Origin of the sequence: Alkalihalobacterium elongatum, from assembly GCF_019024285.1 — a bacterium.
Classification (GTDB): Bacteria; Bacillota; Bacilli; order Bacillales; family Bacillaceae_F; genus Alkalihalobacterium; species Alkalihalobacterium elongatum.
The window spans coordinates 36,094-56,335 of the sequence record NZ_WMKZ01000012.1 but is presented as its reverse complement, the minus strand read 5'-3'; the positions used below and the strand labels follow the sequence as shown (position 1 = coordinate 56,335).

The window sequence follows — 20,242 nt, the reverse complement described above, 5'->3', positions numbered from 1 at the left end:
ATGCTACGTACGGAAGAAATGTTATTAAACGTAGGTCCACAGCATCCAAGTACTCACGGTGTATTCCGTCTAGTTGTCAAAATTGACGGTGAGATTATTAAAGAGGCGATCCCAGTTGTCGGCTATTTACACCGCGGTACAGAGAAGCTTGCGGAAAACCTTCAATATACGCAAATTATTCCTTACACAGACCGAATGGACTACTTATCAGCTATGACAAATAACTATGTTCTCTGTCATGCGGTCGAAACGATGATGGAGTTGGAAATTCCAGAGCGTGCGGAATACTTGAGAGTCCTCGTGATGGAGCTAGGACGTGTCGCTAGTCACCTCGTATGGTTTGGTACATATTTACTTGATATTGGGGCAATGAGTCCATTCTTATATGCTTTCCGTGAGCGTGAGATGATCATTAACTTATTAAATGAGATTTCTGGCGCAAGATTAACGTTTAACTATATGCGTGTAGGTGGAGTTAAATGGGACGCACCTCCAGGGTGGATTGAAAAAGTAAGAGATTTAGTTCCATACCTCCGCAAAGAGCTAGAAGGTTATCATAACCTTGTAACAGGTAATGAGATCTTCATGAGCCGTATTAAAGATGTAGGAACGTATACGAAAGAAGAGGCTATTAAGTACTCGTTGAGTGGTGCCAATATCCGTTCAACAGGTGTGAATTGGGATTTACGTAAAGATGAGCCATATTCGATTTATGATCGTTTTGATTTTGATATTCCAGTGGAAGAAAAAGGCGACTGCTGGGCACGTTACATGTGCCGTATGAAGGAGATTGAAGAGTCGATCAAGATTATCGAGCAAGCCGTTGAGCAATTTCCTAGTGAAGGTCCGATCCTAGCCAAAACACCAAGAATTATTAAACCACCAGCAGGGGAGACGTTCGTTCGTATCGAGTCACCACGTGGAGAGATCGGCTGTTATATCGCAAGTCAAGGTAAGAAAGAGCCTTACCGCTTAAAGTTTAGAAGACCATCTTTCTATAACCTTCAAATTTTACCAAAATTATTAGAAGGGCAACCAATCGCCAATTTAATTGCTATTTTAGGTGGAATTGATATTGTCCTTGGGGAGGTTGACGGCTAATGATTAATGATCTCCTGACATCAGCGCCGAGTTGGACAAACTTTTTAATTTATTTTGCATTAGGAGCTGCCCTTTTAGGGGCGGTATTAGGGTTTGTTACGTACGCCATTTTGGCAGAGCGTAAGGTTTTAGGTTTTATGCAGCTTCGTGTAGGACCCAACCGTACAGGTGGTGGACTTGGTTTACTACAAACCGTAGCCGATGTATTAAAGCTATTATTAAAAGAAGATACAATCCCTAAGAAGGCAGATAAACCACTATTTATTTTGGCGCCAATCATTGCCTTCGTTCCAGCATTTGTAGTATTAGCTGTTATTCCTTTTTCTGAAAATCTTTACTTTACAGACATTGGAGTCGGACTTCTATTCTACATTGCCGTTTCTGGAATTACGACCATTGGAATAGTTGCTGGTGGTTGGGCATCAAATAATAAGTACGCCTTAATGGGTGGAATGCGAGCGGCGGCTCAGATGATTTCATATGAAGTACCTCTTGTACTATCAGTTGTAGGGGTCGTTCTATTAACTGGAAGCTTAAACTTAATTGAAATTGTTAATGCTCAAGCTAATCTATGGTTCTTTATTCCGCAAATTTTAGGTTTCCTAGTGTTTGTTATTGCGGCAACCGCTGAGCTGAATCGAGTGCCATTTGACTTACCTGAAGCCGAGTCAGAGCTAGTCGCTGGTTACCATGTTGAGTATTCAGGTTTCCGTTGGGCGTTTTTTATGCTAGCTGAATATGTTTATTTATTCGCGATGGCGTCATTAACGACTGTATTGTTCTTAGGGGGTTGGCAGCCGTTACCTTTCTTGGACTTTATACCAGGTGTCGTATGGTTTGCTCTAAAATTCTCTGCTGTTGTGTTCTTCATGATTTGGATGCGTGGTACATTCCCGCGTTTACGTGGAGATCAACTGATGGAGTTTGCATGGAAAATCTTATTACCAATTGCGTTAGTAAACATTATTATTACAGCATTAGTTAAAGAGTTTCTCTTATAAGAGGAAGTTCAAAAAGTCCAGGATACCCTCTGATAAAGTAGCCGTCGACGAAACGTCGAGGTCATCAGATCCTGTGCAAGCGTAGTATTCTAAACTGTAGCGCTTCGAACTTCTTGGATCTTTTTGTCCTCCTTTTTAAACATATTATTGAAGGAAGTGAAGAAGTAGTCGAATGGGAGTATCGAGCTCTGTGCCATAAGCCCTTCACTCTTTTAAAAGACTGCTTCCTTAATCACGACTAAGGAGTGATCACATTGTTAGGTCAAGGATTAGTCAAAGGGTTGAAATATACACTTAGTAACTTGACGAAAAAAAATGTGACGACAAGTTATCCGGATGAACCAATCGATATGCCGGATCGCTTTCGTGGCATACAGAAGTTTTATCCGGAAAAGTGTATTGTCTGTAATCAGTGTGCTAATATCTGTCCAACCGATTGCATTCAATTAACGGGTAAACCACACCCAGACCCGAATAAAAAAGGAAAAATTATCGACACATATGATATTAACTTTGAAATTTGTATCCTATGTGATTTATGTACAGAAGTTTGTCCGACAGAAGCGATTGTCATGACGAACAATTTCGAACTAGCTGAATACAGCCGAGATGATTTATTTAAAAACTTAGAATGGCTAGATGAAAACGATACGAACGTGAGGGAGGAAAATAAAGCATGAATGGAGAATTTCTAGCTTTCTTTATCCTTGCCCTTGTAGCGCTTAGCGGTGGTGTATTGATGATTAACTTGCGTAAAGTGGTTCATATCATCATCGCCTTAGCTTTTACGTTTATAAGTATCGCAGGGCTTTACGTACTGTTATCAGCGGAATTTCTAGCCTTCGTTCAAGTGCTCATATATGGTGGAGCGATTACGATTATGATGTTATTCGGAATTATGTTAACAAGACATGATGATAAGGTCTCCTCCGTAAGTATTTGGCGGACACTAGCAGCACTTGTTGGAGTAGCGGTATTCTTTATCATTATGTTTGTCGGAATCAATGATCTTTCATTTGGAGATCAAGTAACGAATCTACATGAAAACAATGTAAGACAAATTGGTATTGAGATTTATTCAAAATTTGTTATTCCTTTTGAAACAGTAGGGGTTATTTTACTAGTAGCTCTTGTTGGCGCCGTTGCTTTAGCTAAGAGTGATAATGAAGAGGAGGTAGATGAAAGATGAGTAGTATTCCTTTATCGGTCTATCTCGTTATAGCTCTTCTTCTCTTCTGTATTGGTATGTTCGGTGTGTTAACGAAGCGTAATGCTGTTATCGTTCTTATTTGTATCGAGTTAATGCTAAACGCGGTCAATATTAACTTAGTAGCATTTGCGATACACGGTGTTAACCCTGGTATTACAGGTCAAGTGTTTGCATTATTTACAATAACGGTTGCCGCGGCAGAAGCTGCTGTAGGCTTAGCCATCTTAATTGCTCTTTATCGTAATCGAAAAACGGTAAATGTCGATGAGATGGACTTAATGAAGCGATAGAAAGGGGCAGGTGATAGATATGATGGAAAATGCATGGTTAATACCACTGTTACCGTTCTTATCCTTCGTCATCCTCGTCCTCTTTGGTCGCAGGTTGAAGGAAAGCGGTGCATACGTTGGTATGGCACTTTCTTTCATCGCATTGATCATGTCAATCCTCGTATTATTCGAGCGAATGGCAGGTGAAAATGTATTAGTACAATTTGACTGGCTAGCAATTGGAGACCGAACGATTACGATGGGCTTTGAAGTCAATCAGCTCAATGCATTAATGCTCGTTATCGTAACGCTTGTTAGTTTTTTAGTACATACGTATTCGAAAGGTTACATGACAGCAACAGATAGCTATCGTGTACCTGTATTCTACTCTTATTTAGGGCTCTTTACGTTTGCGATGTTAGGGTTAGTTATTTCTCCTAACCTCTTACAACTATATATTTTCTGGGAGCTCGTTGGTGTTTGTTCATTCTTATTAGTTGGTTTCTACTTTTTCAAAACAGAAGCAAGAGCTGCTGCGAAAAAAGCATTTATCGTTACGAGAATTGGGGATGTCGGTTTATTTATCGGGATGATCCTCTTATTCTGGCAAGTTGGAAGCTTCGAGTTTGCTGCGATTTTTGAAGCGGTGAATGCGAACGGAATGACTGAAGGAATGATTACACTCATCGCGATCCTTATTTTTGTAGGGGCGGTTGGTAAATCAGGTCAGTTCCCGTTACACACATGGTTACCAGATGCGATGGAAGGTCCAACGCCTGTTTCGGCCCTTATCCATGCTGCGACGATGGTAGCTGCAGGTGTATACTTAGTTGCAACGATGTTCCCGTTATTTGCAGCTTCACCAGTTGCTTTAACAACTGTAGCGGTTATCGGTGGATTTACAGCGATCTTTGCTGCAACTATTGCTTTAACACAAAAAGATATTAAACGTGTCCTTGCCTACTCGACAGTAAGTCAGCTAGGATACATGATGCTTGCTTTAGGTTCTGCAGGCTATGTGGCTGCAGTATTCCACTTAATGACGCATGCTTTCTTTAAAGCATTACTGTTCTTAGCAGCAGGTAGTGTCATCCATGCTGTTCATACTCAAAACATTGAGGAAATGGGCGGACTGTGGAACAAGATGAAAACAACAGGGGTACTATTCTTAATCGGCTGTTTAGCGATTGCTGGTTTCCCACTGTTCTCTGGGTTCTTTAGTAAAGAGGAAATTTTATTAACGACGTTTGAAGATGGACGTTATGTACTGTTTGCTCTTGCTCTTGTTACCGCATTATTAACAGCAATCTATATGTTCAGATTGTTCTTCATGGTATTTACGGGTAAACCGCGTGGAGACCAAAGCAAAGTTCACGAATCTCCTGCGATTATGACGATCCCAATGATGGTGCTCGGGGTTCTAGCAGTCGTTTCTGGTTTCGTTCACACGCATTGGTTTGGAACGTTCTTAGGGGATTGGCTAAGCGATAGTCCGTGGACGAGAGGACATACTTATCTGCACGATCCAGGCTGGATTATGCCAGTAGCTATTCTCGTTTCTTTACTCGGTATTTTCATTGCTTGGTTAATTTATGGAAAAGGCATTATTTCCCGAGAAAGATTAGCACATGACAGCAGCTTGTACATGGTGCTTTACAACAAGTATTACATTGATGAACTTTATAATCGTACGTTTGTAAAAGGAACGACGATCTTAAGTTACACGATGTTATACATTGAAAAATACATTATCGAGTTTACCGTTCAAGCCGTTGTGAATACGACGGATGCACTTGGGCGACTAAACGCTCGTTTACAAAATGGTCAGGTCCAAACGTATGGGGCTGTGGCGTTTCTAGGGTTAGTCGTTATCCTTGCCGTCTTGACCTTGACAGGGGGGTACTTCAGATGATTGATTCATACTTACTTTCCTTACTCATCTTCTCCCCACTTGTAGGGATTATCATCTTAGCTTTTGTACCTAAAGGGCAGCATCAGCTAATAAAGTTAATTGGTTTATTAACAACCTTATTACCTTTAATTCTAGCGCTTATTGTTTATGTGAACTTTGATCATGCAGGATCAGGAAATCAGTTTGCAGAAACAAGAGATTGGATTAATTTTAGTAATAGTGGTTTGTTAGCGTATGGGGTTAATCTTGCCATTCCATATGAATTAGGCTTAAACGGATTTGGAATGGTACTCGTTTTATTAACAGCGATTGTATCAACACTTGCTGCATTAGCTTCCATTATTCAAGTTAAGTCAGGTTGGAAAGCGTACTTCATGTTATTCCTATTACTAGAAATCGGAATGCTCGGGGTATTTGCTTCACAAAACTTATTCCTATTCTTCTTATTCTTTGAGTTAACGCTCATCCCAATGTACTTCTTAATTGGTAGATGGGGCTTCTCAGATCGAGAAAAAGCAGCGAATAGCTTCCTGATTTACAATGGATTAGGATCAGCAGTTTTACTTATTGCAATTGTTACGTTGTTTGTTGTTACAAACACGACGAATATCGATCAAATTTCAGTGATCATGCAAGTCGTTGGTCCTGAAGCAGATAATCTTAAATGGGGATTACTTATTGCTTTACTCGTAGCATTTGGTGTAAAACTACCAATCTTTCCTTTACACAGCTGGATGCTTCGCGTACACGTTCAAGCACCACCAGCCATTGTCATGCTTCACTCTGGGATCCTATTAAAGATCGGTGCTTACGGTTTAATTCGTTTTGGGGTCGGCTTTTTCCCAGAACAAGTAAGTCAAATGGCTGTAGTCCTTGCGATCTTAGGGGTTATCAACCTTTTATACGGTGCATATTTAGCACTTATTCAATCCGATCTAAAGATGGTACTGGCGTATTCGAGTATCTCACACATGGGGATCGTTCTTATCGGTGTTGCGGCATTAAATGATGTCGGTTTACAAGGGGCTGTCTTCCAAGTCGTGTCTCACGGATTAATTTCTGCGTTACTATTCTTCTTAATCGGGGTTTACTATGAGCGTACAAATACGTCGCTTATTCCGAATTTAAGCGGTTTAGCCCGCTCGATGCCAATCGCTTCAGGATTTTTATTAGTCGGGGCAATGGCTTCACTCGGATTACCAGGAATGTCTGGGTTCATCAGTGAGTTCTTAGCGTTTTTAGGTTTATTTAGAGAAATGCCAATTATTGCAGCTGTCGGTACATTAGGTATTATTTTAACTGCTGTTTACTTATTAAGAGCCGTTTTAAATGTTACATTTGGTCCAACACCTGATCAGTTAAAAGAACTGAAGGACATTAGACCAATCGAAATGGTACCTGTACTTGTATTGTTAGCATTCATTGTGTTAATTGGTGTATATCCAAGTGTGTTAGCTGAACCATTACAAGCATCATTACAATTCATCTTAGCAGGGTTAGGGGGGTAACGATTATGGATTTAGAAACACTACTTAGCTACCCATGGGGAATTATGGCACCAGAGTTTACAATACTAATCGTTGCAACTCTCCTATCCATACTCGATATCTTTATGAAAGACAAAGTAAATCGAAATGTACTAGGATGGTTGGCAATTGGTGGGGTTGTACTCGCACTTATCTTCTTAATCGGTCAATTTGGAGCACCAGTCCAAATGATCTTATATGATACGTACCGATTAGATGCTTTTTCAGTAGCCTTTAAGCTCATTTTGTTAGTTGGAACATTATTTGTCTTATTGCTCGGATTAGATTACGGTCAAAAAGAAATTAAATACCGCGGCGAGTTTTTCTACCTCTTATTAACTGCATTACTAGGTGGAATGATCATGTCATCAAGTGCTGATATGATCACACTATTTGTCGGGTTAGAACTATTATCTCTATCGTCTTACGTCATGGCAGGTCTTAGAAAAAATAATCTCCAATCCAATGAATCTGCATTTAAATATGTAGTGAATGGTGGAGTTGCAACAGCGATTACGTTATTCGGTATGAGTTATGTGTATGGTTTAACAGGCTATACGAATTTATTTGATATTAGCGATGCATTACAAAATCCGGTTGTCTTAGAAAATAGTTTTCTGTTAGCATTCGCGTTCTTCTTAGTGTTTGTCGGTCTTGCTTTTAAAGTAGCTGCTGTTCCATTCCATATGTGGTCGCCAGATGTGTATCAAGGTGCACCTACACCAGTTACAGCGTTTCTAAGTGTCGTTTCAAAGACAGCTGGGTTTGCCCTTATTCTAAGGTTCTTACTCGTTGTCTTTGGTGGAGCGCAAGGCATTGACCTTCTACAGCCATTGCTGTTAGATACGCAAATCTATATCGCGGTTATTGCAGGGTTAACGATGATCGTTGGTAACGTTATGGCTCTTCGCCAAACGAATGTGAAACGATTATTTGCTTACTCGAGTGTCGCACAAGCTGGGTACTTATTAGTGCCTTTTGCAACACTTTCAATCGTCATGTTTGAAAATGTTTGGTTCTACTTAGTTGCTTATCTTTTCATGAACCTAGGTGCGTTTGCGGTATTACAACTTGTCACTTCGCAAACAGGTACAGAGGACTTAAAAGGATTTGCAGGCTTAGGCCAGCGCTCGCCACTAATGGCGGTCGGAATGGGAGTATTCCTCGTTTCATTAGCGGGTATTCCTGTAACTGCTGGATTTATGGGTAAATTCTATATCTTCATCGGTGCGTTAAGTACGGGACATTTCATCCTAGCTTCGGTGATGATTGCAACATCTGTCATTTCCTACTTCTATTATTTTGGAATTATGACGCAAATGTTCTTTAGAAAAACTCACACGACTGAACCGATGCGAGTTCCAGTTGGTGCAGCTATTGTCATTATCGTTGCGATCGTTGCAACGATTGGATTAGGTATTGTTCCGCAAGTAGCGATTGACTTTTTCAATACAAACTTTGATTTCTCACAAATCTTTACGCGAATTTAATGAGTTCGTGGAAAGCCGAAGGGCCCTCGTCTGGGGGCTCTTTTTTTATGCGCGAGACTGAAGCTCTGCACTTGTCGATTCGGGACAAATAATATTTCGATTTTGGCGTAAATAATTGGCATTGGACTTTGATTTAAGAAATAAATCTTAATTATGGAAATAGTACTTTCTATTCAGAGGTGATGTCAGACCATGAAACTAGGCGTAGAAGGGGGATCCCTTAATTCTTTTATAGAAATGGAAATGATTGATATAAGTTGGTTTTGAGCTCGTGGTGTGAAAGAAAGCTTTAAACGACTTTCAGGAACTAGTAAGAAATGAAAAAGGATAAATTAATCGTTCGTTAACAGTGCTTAACAGTGCTTAATGAAAAAGCTCTTTTCTCAAAAATTTTAGCTTTTAGCTTTTTGACCGTTACTGAAGTAAAAGCTTGGTTCGTCAAGCTTTTAGCGCATGAGGCTTTTTAAAAAAATGGGTTTAAAAAATAGTAAATGGTGGAATGGAATGAAGAGTGTTTGTTGTAGTGACCCCATTTTTCGACATTTTTCTGCAAAAAGATTTTGTAGTTTTGTGTATATTTCCAAGGAAATGTAGATTTTTATCAAGAAATCGGTTATCATGTATTTTGCATTGCTTTGTTTACTTTGGGAAAAATGTACCTTTTCATGGAAAAGGTAATTAAAGTATATTTATCAATGCAATGATGTATCAATCGATAAAGGAGTAACCTCATCATGATGGATGGCTTTGGAATGCAAGGTTTGCTACATATTACAGTTAATTTAATGTTTGTAGTGATTACTTGGTGGGCTCTTCAGTCTTTTAAGTTTGATCTTTTTTTTAGAGATCCTAAAGGACCTAAAGCTAAAACATTAATGATTTTGCTGACGATCGCTATTGCGCATCTAGTGAGTAGCTTCTTTTTGGATTATCTGAATTGGTCAACGATGCTAAGATACTTATTTTAAATCAAGTGAAGTCAAGACATACACGGTTTTTCAAGTTTAGCTTATGTTGCAAAGGTTTTGGTCATATACACTTCTTGTAGTATCCGACTCTAACTTCTATATACTAATTGCCTCACTTGTGCTAAACAGGAACCTTTCTGATTTCTGAATGGAGTTGTCGAAAGTTGACTGTAACTTCCATGTATGTAAAGCCTCTCAATGGAAAAAATGTTACTAATTAATTGTTTTGTAACGGAGAGGGGCTTACAGAGAGATGAAAAAAATAGTGCCGATTGTAGGATTGTTTTTCCTATTTGCAATGAGTATGTTAACACATGGGGAATCGAAAGAACAAACACAACTAGTTGATATTGTTCACTTGATGGAAGAGCAAGATGTTCAAATTGAAGATTGGAGACTGTACACGAGAGGGACGGGAAAAGAAGTCAAAGATATTAATGAGTATGAAGAACAGCTTCATGACTTAATGGCTTCTGAAAGTCAATTTCAATGGGACACAACAAAGTGGCGACAAAACGAACATTGGAAAGTGACTGGAAATAATGGATTTGAACAGCTTACTGTTCTAGCTTACCCTCTAGATGAACACTACTCCATGTACCTCATTTATGAAATGGTGGGAACAGGCTTCCCAGATGATGTAGAGACTGCAACGTCGTTTTTTCTAGAACGCTTGGACCAGTTGTATGTAGAAACCCCGACTGTTTTTACAACCGTAACAGGGCACCGCGAGGAAATCACAAAAGATTCTATGTACGATTTTGGATCTAACATTATAAAGAAGTTCTCCGCTGAGAAAGTTGAAGAATTAAAAGAGGAAACTTTTGTATCAATCTCTGCATATAATAAACAGTGGGTACACTCTCTCGATACGAACGGAAACAACATGAACTTGCAGGTTGCGCTAAGACAAGATCCAAGGTTGGGCGCTAAAACAACCATAACAATAGGAACGCCGATAATTACGACTGAATATTGATATATAAGAGACGCTGAAAAAAAGACGCGGAGGGGAATACGTTGGAAAAAATTATCGTCCAAGGCGGTAACCAGCTCTCTGGCTCTGTTAAAGTTGAAGGAGCTAAGAATGCTGTCTTACCAGTTATAGCTGCATCTATTCTCGCTAGCCGTGGCACTAGCAACATTTATGATGTGCCATCTTTGGCTGATGTATACACGATGGAGGAAGTTTTACGAAATTTAAATATTGATGTGACGTATAAAAACGGAACATTTTCGGTTAGGGCTGATAAACCACTCAAAATTGAAGCACCTTTTGAGTATGTAAGAAAAATGCGTGCCTCTTTCCTTGTAATGGGACCTTTACTGGCCCGCGTGGGTCATGCAAGAATCGCTTTACCAGGTGGTTGTGCGATTGGATCTCGACCGATTGATCAACACCTCAAAGGATTCGAAGCAATGGGGGCAGTTGTTGAAATTGGGAACGGATTTATTGAAGCGAAGATTGATGGGCGTCTACAAGGAGCTAAAATTTATTTAGACTTCCCAAGTGTAGGTGCGACAGAAAATATTATGATGGCTGCTGCAATGGCTGAAGGAACAACGATCCTAGAAAATGCAGCGGAAGAGCCGGAAATTGTGTGTCTTGCTAACTACTTGAATGCGATGGGAGCTAAAGTACGTGGAGCAGGAACAGGAACGATTCGCATCGAGGGTGTAGACGAATTAGTCGCGGCCGATCACACAGTAATTGCAGATCGAATTGAAGCAGGAACGTTCATGGTTGCTGCAGCAATTACAGGTGGAGATGTTCTGGTAGAAGGCGCGGTTTCTGAACATTTACGTCCACTCATTGCAAAAATGGAAGAAATGGGCGTTAAAATAATTGAAGAAGAAACAGGTCTTCGAGTAATTGGACCAAAAGAGTTAAAGCCAATTGATATTAAAACAATGCCACATCCAGGTTTCCCAACGGATATGCAAGCACAAATGATGGCGCTGCTTTTAAAATCAAACGGAACGAGTGTTATTACAGAAACAGTATTCGAAAATCGTTTTATGCACGTGGAAGAATTCCGTCGCATGAATGGAAATATTAAGATTGAAGGACGATCTGCGATTATTAGTGGACCTAGTTCACTACAAGGTGCTGAAGTTTCAGCAACAGACTTACGCGCAGGTGCGGCCCTCATTTTAGCTGGTCTTGTAGCGGATGGCGTGACACGCGTTGTTGAGTTAAAGCATATTGACCGTGGTTACGTAGATCTTGCTGGAAAGCTAAAGCAATTAGGTGCAAATGTAGAACGTATTGAAGAGATTGTTGAAGAAGAACTTCAAAATCAAGAAGCACCAGCACCATTAAAGATGAATACGAACCTTGTTTAATCATAATATGACTTAGGTGTCTTATACTAAAAAGTGTAAGGCACCTTTTTTGTGGTTTTACTAATGAAGATCATCACAATAAAAGAGTAAAAGAGCTTTCTTGAACATACACTCACTATTAACAGAATTTTATAAAAATATATTAAAAAACCTAAAGATTATGTAAAAAATATGAATTTGTAAACAAACTGAAAAATAAGTTCTATTTCATGACAAGCCCGCATAAAATGACTAGAGAGAAAAAGGATATCCCAAAAACTGGCTGGTAGAGCAAAATGCTAGCTTTTTCTAGCCGTGCATTATTTTATTATCACACCATCAGTGGGGGATACGCTGATGGAACTTTTAGTTTAAGTACTGGAGGCTTGGCATGAAAAGATTATTAATTATAGGTACTATTTTATGTAGCATCATTGTAGGTTTGCCTGCTATGCTTGTCATCATGTTTTCATCAGATGATCTTCAACCAACAACACCAGTCCAAACCGCCGCCTCAACAGGTACGGGCCAAGAACAGCTCGAATCATCAACTCCAATATCGATTGCCGTATATCGGACACAGCAAAGTAGAATTGAAGAAGTCCCGCTTGAAGAGTATGTCGTTGGTGTCGTCGCTTCCGAAATGCCAGCTGCCTTTGAACTGGAGGCACTAAAAGCTCAAGCGCTGACAGCGAGAACATTCATTTTAAAACAAATGCTTGAACCGAGCGATTTTGCGATGCCAGAAGGTGCAATGGTAACCGATACGGTCCACCACCAAGTATACAAGAATTTAGACCAGTTAAAAGAAGAGTGGGGCAAGGATTTTGACTGGAGAATTAATCGTATTCGAGAAGCGGTCGCACAAACACAAGGTCAAGTGTTAACGTATAACGGAGATCCAATTACAGCCGCTTTCTTTTCAACGAGTAACGGTTTCACAGAGAACTCTGAAGATTACTGGCCAAATGAAATTCCATACTTAAGAAGTGTTGAAAGCCCTTGGGATACAAACTCACCAAGGTTTACATCTACCTCAACTATTTCTGTAGGTGAATTCCAGCAAAAGCTAGGCGTCCAATTGCCATCCGATGGTTCAGTAGGACAAATTACAAACCGTACAGATGGAAAACGTGTCGCTAAAGTCAATATAAATGGAAAAGAATTAACGGGTCGTCAAGTGCGAGAAAAGCTAGGACTTGACTCTAGTGACTTTAATTGGAAGCGTCAAGGAGATCAAGTTGTCATTGAAACAAAAGGTTGGGGTCATGGTGTTGGGATGAGCCAATACGGAGCAAACGGTATGGCCCAAGAAGGAAAGACCTACCGCGAAATTATCGAGCACTATTACCAAGGAGTAGCAGTTTCACCAGTTGACCCGTACATAGGTCAGTTGGTCGTTAAGAAAGATTAAGGATTTTCCTGTGAGTTTAGAGAACTAAAGTAGCAGTTTGGATAGTTATTTTTCCTATTATTGGGATAAGTGTGAGCCAAAGTAGAGATTAGAACAGTGAGTTTCCTGTTACTGGGAGTAATGTGAGCTAAAATAGTAGATAGAACAGCATTATTCCTATAAATGGAAATGTTATGCCCTAAGGCACTGCTTACACCAAGGAATTATCGTTAGCGATAATAGAGATAGGGTCAACAATGAAAAGGTCGTATGGATTTGTTTTTGAACACTCCATGCGACTTTTTTTATTCTCGTTTTGACTGTGCTTCATAATGTTAGAAAGGTTTGACGTTTAAGAGGGGTCCTAGCTAATAGTAACCAACATTTTAAGGGCTTAGAGGACTGTGAGGACGGTATTAGCTTAAAACCATTTAAACTCATCAAACTCATCTAAATCATCTAGTATCTACTATAGTAGATGAAATAGCAGATCTACAGAACAGTTCAGCTGCCATCATTAGATCACTGTTTTTTTCATATATAACAGAAGGTAAAGCACTAAATTCATTTAATCTGAAAAATATTTTAAAATAAGATGCATAATTCTAATCACTTTGTCGAAAAATAATCAGAAAACTTTTTTTTGAAAATGTATATAATTTCTTGAATTTGATCAGAATGGTTGCTGAGGTGATGATCAAATGAGAGATGAAGAAAAACAACAATCTTCAAACGAATCAAATGAAACAAAGAAAACCAATGTCCAACGTTTCTTACGTAAGAAATGGATGTTACCTGCTGTTTACTTAGGAGCTGCTGCAATCGTACTTAGTGCTTTTTTCCTCATGCAAAATCAAGATAATACAGCTTTAGAAGATCCATCAGGAGTCTCACAACCAATGGAAGATGGAATTGAAGTACTAGAAGGTGAAGCTGTACCAGTTACAAGTGCAAACGAAGTAATTAAGATGCCAGTAGTTAACGAAAGTGAAGTTAATATCGTAGGATACTTCTACGACTTCAACGCATCAGCAGAAGAACAAGAAGCTGCATTAGTGTATTACAATAATATGTATTACCAAAACAGAGGAATCGATATCGCTACAGAAGATGGCGAAAGCTTTGAAGTAACTGCTGCTCTTAGCGGAACAGTTGTAAAAGCTGAAAAAGATCCTTTACTAGGACATGTTATTGAAATTAACCATGATAATGGTGTAATCACACACTATCATAGTTTAGAAGGTGTAGAAGTTGAGGAAGGTGCTTCAGTAAAACAAGGTGACATTATTGGACGTGCTGGACGCAATCTATATAATGCGGACGCAGCTGTACATGTTCATTTCGAAATCCGTCATAATGGTAATCCAGTAAATCCATTAGACTACTTCAATCAAAATCTTGAGACACTTGTAGATGAGAGCCATCGTATGGATGAAGACATCGCAAGCGCTGAAGAAGATGCTGGTGACAAAGAAGACACAGCTGATGAAGAAGATGCAACTGGTGAAGAAGACGCTAAAGATGACGAAAAGAACGAAGACAAAAATGAAGAACAACCAGAATAATAATTAATTGATCGGTGCCAGGCACCTTTAACGAATTACTGTGTTAAAGGTGCCTGGCACCATTTTTTTTCAACAATATTTTCAACAGCCATTCACCCATTTTTTTATTTTTAATATGATCGTGGTGGAAAGTTAATCTATCAGTAGTTACGAGATTTGGTAGAAAAAAATTCAACAATTTTTCAAAAAAACAGTTGACTAAGTATCTGAAAATTTGGAATAATGTGTACTATAAAACAATAAATTAAAACTGAACATAATTAAAATTCCCTGATTAAATCAAGGAACTTCTGTTATGTAATAATTTTTTTATTCTACATAATTAAGGTGGAATAGAAGTTTTGGAAAAACATATGAATGAAGAGGGACTGTAAACATACTAGATTTTTTTAAGAGTAATTATGATAGCGTTTTCACAATGGTTGAGATCACCTAAGAGGATGTGTTGCTCTACTAAAAATCAATTTGGTGAGGCACTAATGGATCTAGACGAAATAAAATTGAAAGCGCTTTAACTAACAAGGGGACGATTGAGATCTAAAATACTGTTCAATCGTTCAGTCTTAAATCAACCGTATTTGTATCTCTTCTAAAAAGCTGAATATGCGGTCAGTTTTTAGTCCATTAATCCATTAAGGAGGGAAAGAATTATGATTTACGTTTTTTTACTTATCACATTGTTCAGCTTTATTTTCGCCTTCCGCAAAAAGAAGCCGTTGTTTTTATCCGTTCCATTCGCGACAATTGGTGTTTATATGATCGTTCAAGTAGCGATGGTGCCACTACCCTTTTGGGAAACTGTAAAATTTATCTTCAGTTTAAGGTGATTGAATGACAAAAACGACTAGTTGTGCGAAGTGTAATAGCGACGAAACGGTAGTCATGAACAAGTGGCAATACTTCCTGTTTTTATCAACCTTACCCATTATAGTTACTCTCATCTTTAGTTTTATTTTTCACCCAGTCCTACTCATCTTTATTCTCATCGTCTATGTAGTCAACATGAAGATAGCCAAAAAGAAAACACCGTATATCATTTGCCGAAACTGTAAGCAAGTGGCACAGGGTAACGGAAGTAAGACCATGTGATCGTAACGAATTTTTTTTAAAACAACTAAAAGAGAGACATAAGACTGAACCGTACTCAAAGCTTTAAATATCCAACCATTTTGAAAGCGGTTACAAAAGTCACGAAAACTTAAGCGACAAAAGACCTAATCACTATTTAAAGGAGGTGAGAGTATGAAAAAAATCGATAAGTCTGTAGCAGATGCATATTTCAGAGCAAGAAACATTGTAGTTATTATTTGTTTAATTATTGGAGGCCTAGCGTCATTTGGAGTTGTAGCTTTCGCTGAGTCTCTTGTGAACGTAACATTCATGGGAATGCCGTTCCACTACTATATGGGAGCTCAAGGCGCAGTTGCAACTTTCGTTATCTTACTATTCGTAAATGCGATTGTAAGTGACCGAATTGATAAGAAATTTGGCATTGATGAGGAACAAAACACGCGTATTGGTGCTGGAAAAGCACTTGACCACTAATTGCATCTGACTAGGGACACTGACTTTTGATCAGTTGAAACCATCTCTTTTTAAAAAAGACAAAAAAAGTGAGGCTAGCACTTAAATAGAGTAACCTTCAACAATGATAGTCAACACGAAGGTTGAAAATCTTGAACGAAGGAAGTAACTCTAAAAAAGTGTAGCCTCCAATAAGCGACATTCATCATTAAGAAGTCTTAATGAATGAAAGAAAAAAGAACACTACTATTTTACCAAACTAGAACAAAAAATAGAAACCTTATACTAGGGGGGAAACAGATGGATTCTCAATCAATTGTTTCGATATTGATGATTATAGCAACATTTGGCCTTTATATCGGAATTTCCATTTATAATCGAGCAAAAGCAACATCTGACTTTTACGTAGCGAGCCGTGGGGTACCACCATTCTGGAATGGTATGGCGATCGGTGGAGACTGGATGAGTGCAGCATCCTTTATCGGGATGGCTGGAACGCTCATGATTTTAGGGTACGACGGTCTAGCTTACATAATGGGTTGGACTGGTGGTTACTTATTTTTAACGTTCTTATTAGCTCCACAATTACGTAAATACGGTCGTTACACAGTACCAGAGTTTATCGGTGACCGTTTTGATAGTAATGCAGCACGCTTAATTGCTGCGATTGCAACGATCATTATCTCATTCGTTTATATTATCGGACAGCTTTCTGGTTCAGGGGTAGTTATTGGACGTATCCTTAACATTGAATCGATGTATGGAACGATGATCGGGGTTGTCATAATCGCGATTTACGCTACTCTAGGTGGTATGAAAGGGATTACGTGGACTCAGGTTGCACAGTACATCATCTTAATTATTGCTTATATTATTCCGATCGTGTTCATGTCATTACAAGTAACAGGAAATCCAATGCCATGGTTAACTTACGGAAACGTTGTTACACAGCTTGGAGAGCTCGATAAGGAACTCGGTATCAGTGAATATTTCGCGCCATTTGCGCAAAGTGATAAAGCACAGTTTGTTGCATTACTATTTACTTTAATGGTAGGTACAGCAGCATTACCACACGTTATCGTTCGTTTCTATACAGTTTCAACGATGAAAGCAGCTCGTTGGAGTGGTGCGTGGGCACTTTTATTCATCGCGTTACTTTACTTATCAGCTCCTGCATATGCAGCATTCTCTCGTTTCATCCTAATGACGCAAGTGGCAGGTAGTCCAATTGATAACTTACCAGCTTGGACAACGAGTTGGGTAGATACAGGGCGTTTAAAGGTTGCCGATGAAAATGGGGACGGTGTTCTTCAATGGGAAGAGATCGTCATCAGTAATGATATCGTCGTAATGGCAACGCCTGAAATTGCAAACTTAGGAATGTTCGTTATCGGTTTAGTAGCAGCTGGTGCGATGGCAGCTGCATTATCAACAGCAGGTGGTCTATTAATTACGATTTCATCTTCATTTGCACATGACATTTACTATCGTTTAATGAACCCGCAAGCAAGTGATAAGAGACGTTTAGCTGCTGGACGTTGGGCGATTGTACTATCAACGATCGTAGCTGGAGTCGTTGCACTTGACCCACCAGGGGTTATTACACAAATCGTTGCTTGGGCATTTGCGATTGCCGGCGGAACGTTCTTCCCAGTTCTTTTACTAGGTGTATGGTGGAAGCGTTGTAACGCTAAGGGCGCGATTGCTGGTATGCTTTCTGGTTTATTTGTCACAATTACGTACATTCTTTTAGCTCGTCAAGGAATTACAATCTTTGGTATACTAGACACAGGTGCTGGTATTATCGGTGTTCCGGTGAACCTAATCGTAACGTATCTAGTGTCTAAAGCTACAGCAGCACCATCTCAACGCATCCAAGATGAAGTCATTGACCTACGTTACCCGGAACAAATGACTTATAAAGATGGCGAGGTATGGATGGATGAATCAGCTGGAAAATAAAGACTTATTTGAACAAATTCACAAGCACCCCCTTTTTCAAGGGGTGCTTGATTCTGAATTTGTAAACTTAATGGAAAAATGTACATTAAAGCATTATAACAAAGCAGAAAAAGTCCTTTATTCGAAAACACCACGAGAAGGGCTTCTTCTTATTTTAACAGGAATGGCTGAAGTGTATGTTCAAGGTGACGATGGCCTTTTTCAGCAAGAAGTGTTAGAGGTACTGCAAACAGGTGATATGATTGGTTTTTCTAGTTTAGCTGACTTCTTAGGCGAGCCGAACCCACATATTGCTAAGTATACTGTTGAAGTTCGTGCGGTAGAGGATTCGTATTGTTTGAAAATCCCGTACTCGGTCGTTGAAGCTCGGTGGGACGATGAAACGGTGCGTGATTTTGTACTTCGCCAAGTGGCGGTCCGCCTGCGAGATATTTACGGGTCTTTAGCTGAACAAGTGAAATTAGCGAACCAATGGGGTGAAAGTGATCCGTTTATTCGCCGAATCCAAGATTTAATGAATGAACCTGTCGTGTCCGTTGTCAAAGATGAAACGGTCCAGGTTGTCGCGAAAAAGATGGTTGAAAATAGAGCTAGCTCTGTCGTTGTCAATGATTTTGATGGAACATTAATTGGCATAATTACTGAAAAAGATATTGTCCAACGCGTCGTTGCAAACTTAAATAAAGGCCCATTGACGGCCAGAGATGTGATGACTGCTAACCCGATTACGATTTCAAGATATAGCTATTATTATGAAGCGATGTCTAGTTTTCTGTTAAATGGCATTAAACATCTTCCAGTTGTAGAGGATGAAAAAGTCATTGGTATGGTCACGCTATCTGACCTTTTACGCAAGAAAAACCGCGGTTCTATGGAGATTTTACAAAAAATCGAGCAGTCATCGTTCGAAAACCTACCAACGGTTAAAAGCGCCATTTATGACGTCCTTGGGCAGCTTATTAATGATGAAATTCCGACGGTGCACACGCTAGAAATCATTACAAAATTATACGATCGGCTCGTCAGCCATTGTTTAGATTTAGCTGTTGCCTCTTTAGAAGCGAAAGGAAAAGGGAAGCCGCCTGTTCCGTTTTGTTGGTTCCAAATGGGCAGTGGCGGTAGAGGAGAGCAGTTTCTTTTAACGGACCAAGACCATTTCCTTGTCTATGAAAACCCTGACAGTGACGACCTTGATATGGTAGAAGAATATTTTGCTCTGCTTGGCCAGGAAATCGTCGATCATTTGCATAAAGCAGGCTATAGACTTTGTATCGGTAAAATGATGGCCAATGAAGCTAGCTGGCGCGGCACGGTAAAAACGTGGCAAGAGCGCTTACGAGGGTGGGCGCTGCGAGCGACGAATGATAATGTGCTGTTAGGACACAACTTTATGTCTTTCCGGTACTTATATGGCGACGACAACCTTCACGATGAATTTGTAAAAATGGTCAAAGAGCAAATCGCAAGGTCACGGATTTATTTGTACCGCATGGCGGAGCAAGAAAGAGACCACCCTGTTCCGACACTTGATCACCCGATCCGTGCTTTGTTTGGATTAAGACGTGACTCGATTGATATTAAAAAGCATGCGCTGTTTCCACTGCATCATTGCTTACAAGTTTTATCAGCACATAACGGAATTATTGAGGGCACGCCATTGCAACGCCTCGATGAACTCGTGAAATTGAACGTGTTCACACCAGAAGTAGCTGACGATATCCGCTTCTCCTATGAGATCGTTTTAAAAGTAAGAGTCGAGCAAGCGTGGGGCAGATACCTTCGGAAAGAAGAAGGTACAAGTGAGGTCAAGTTCACCCACCTTCGCTCCCGTGATAAAGAGGAACTCATGATTGCCCTAAAAACCATTCGCTCCTTACAAAACCAAACGCTCGGAGCCTTTGGAATGATATAAGCATATTATAATGGTGCCAGGCACCTTCAACACTTTGCAGTGCTGAAGGTGCCTGGCACCGTTTCTACCATAAAAATGACATTT

The 20,242-nt window shown here is 39.6% G+C and carries 17 protein-coding genes; all 17 read left to right on the top strand.

Annotated features, from left to right (window positions below; genetic code table 11):
* The 17 genes from GKP30_RS13270 to GKP30_RS13190 all read left to right on the top strand — a co-directional run bounded on the left by GKP30_RS13270 (position 1) and on the right by GKP30_RS13190 (position 20,158).
* Entirely contained in the window at positions 1-1,101 is a 1,101-nt protein-coding gene (locus tag GKP30_RS13270) for an NADH-quinone oxidoreductase subunit D (RefSeq protein WP_216829939.1), read from the top strand.
* On the top strand, positions 1,101-2,102 hold the full coding sequence (gene nuoH, locus GKP30_RS13265; protein WP_216829938.1) for an NADH-quinone oxidoreductase subunit NuoH: 1,002 nt from the start codon (positions 1,101-1,103) through the stop codon (positions 2,100-2,102). Before GKP30_RS13270 ends, nuoH begins: the two co-directional genes overlap by 1 nt.
* Positions 2,103-2,356: 254 nt before the next feature.
* Positions 2,357-2,782 carry an NADH-quinone oxidoreductase subunit NuoI gene (gene nuoI, locus GKP30_RS13260; RefSeq protein ID WP_209123351.1) on the top strand — a complete coding sequence of 142 codons (426 nt, stop codon included), beginning with the start codon at positions 2,357-2,359 and terminating at the stop codon, positions 2,780-2,782.
* On the top strand, positions 2,779-3,291 hold the full coding sequence (locus GKP30_RS13255; protein ID WP_216829937.1) for an NADH-quinone oxidoreductase subunit J: 513 nt from the start codon (positions 2,779-2,781) through the stop codon (positions 3,289-3,291). Before nuoI ends, GKP30_RS13255 begins: the two co-directional genes overlap by 4 nt.
* Positions 3,288-3,602, top strand: coding sequence for an NADH-quinone oxidoreductase subunit NuoK (gene nuoK, locus GKP30_RS13250; RefSeq protein WP_216829936.1), 315 nt, complete (start codon positions 3,288-3,290; stop codon positions 3,600-3,602). Before GKP30_RS13255 ends, nuoK begins: the two co-directional genes overlap by 4 nt.
* A gap of 19 nt (positions 3,603-3,621) precedes the next feature.
* Positions 3,622-5,493, top strand: coding sequence for an NADH-quinone oxidoreductase subunit L (nuoL, locus tag GKP30_RS13245; protein WP_216829935.1), 1,872 nt, complete (start codon positions 3,622-3,624; stop codon positions 5,491-5,493).
* Complete coding sequence (locus GKP30_RS13240; RefSeq protein WP_216829934.1) at positions 5,490-7,001, top strand: complex I subunit 4 family protein; 1,512 nt, start codon at positions 5,490-5,492, stop codon at positions 6,999-7,001. Before nuoL ends, GKP30_RS13240 begins: the two co-directional genes overlap by 4 nt.
* Positions 7,002-7,006: 5 nt before the next feature.
* Entirely contained in the window at positions 7,007-8,509 is a 1,503-nt protein-coding gene (gene nuoN, locus GKP30_RS13235) for an NADH-quinone oxidoreductase subunit NuoN (RefSeq protein ID WP_216829933.1), read from the top strand.
* A gap of 734 nt (positions 8,510-9,243) precedes the next feature.
* The gene (locus GKP30_RS13230) at positions 9,244-9,477 is read left to right on the top strand and encodes a DUF1146 family protein (protein ID WP_216829932.1); all 234 of its coding nucleotides are present in this window, start codon (positions 9,244-9,246) and stop codon (positions 9,475-9,477) included.
* Between the two features lie 253 nt (positions 9,478-9,730).
* Positions 9,731-10,456: a YwmB family TATA-box binding protein gene (locus GKP30_RS13225; RefSeq protein WP_216829931.1), complete on the top strand. Its 726-nt coding sequence runs from the start codon at positions 9,731-9,733 to the stop codon at positions 10,454-10,456.
* 41 nt (positions 10,457-10,497) lie between these two features.
* Positions 10,498-11,823, top strand: coding sequence for a UDP-N-acetylglucosamine 1-carboxyvinyltransferase (gene murA, locus GKP30_RS13220; RefSeq protein ID WP_216829930.1), 1,326 nt, complete (start codon positions 10,498-10,500; stop codon positions 11,821-11,823).
* 370 nt (positions 11,824-12,193) lie between these two features.
* Positions 12,194-13,216: a stage II sporulation protein D gene (spoIID, locus tag GKP30_RS13215; protein ID WP_216829929.1), complete on the top strand. Its 1,023-nt coding sequence runs from the start codon at positions 12,194-12,196 to the stop codon at positions 13,214-13,216.
* A gap of 680 nt (positions 13,217-13,896) precedes the next feature.
* A complete protein-coding gene (locus tag GKP30_RS13210; RefSeq protein ID WP_216829928.1) occupies positions 13,897-14,760 on the top strand; it encodes a M23 family metallopeptidase in 864 nt (287 codons plus the stop codon).
* A 650-nt stretch (positions 14,761-15,410) separates the two neighbouring features.
* Positions 15,411-15,587, top strand: coding sequence for a hypothetical protein (locus tag GKP30_RS13205; protein WP_216829927.1), 177 nt, complete (start codon positions 15,411-15,413; stop codon positions 15,585-15,587).
* A gap of 415 nt (positions 15,588-16,002) precedes the next feature.
* Entirely contained in the window at positions 16,003-16,305 is a 303-nt protein-coding gene (locus GKP30_RS13200; protein ID WP_216829926.1) for a DUF4212 domain-containing protein, read from the top strand.
* 279 nt (positions 16,306-16,584) lie between these two features.
* Positions 16,585-18,246: a sodium:solute symporter family protein gene (locus GKP30_RS13195; protein WP_216829925.1), complete on the top strand. Its 1,662-nt coding sequence runs from the start codon at positions 16,585-16,587 to the stop codon at positions 18,244-18,246.
* A complete protein-coding gene (locus tag GKP30_RS13190; protein WP_216829924.1) occupies positions 18,227-20,158 on the top strand; it encodes a DUF294 nucleotidyltransferase-like domain-containing protein in 1,932 nt (643 codons plus the stop codon). The genes GKP30_RS13195 and GKP30_RS13190 overlap by 20 nt, the downstream gene beginning before the upstream one ends.
* Positions 20,159-20,242: the final 84 nt, after the last annotated feature.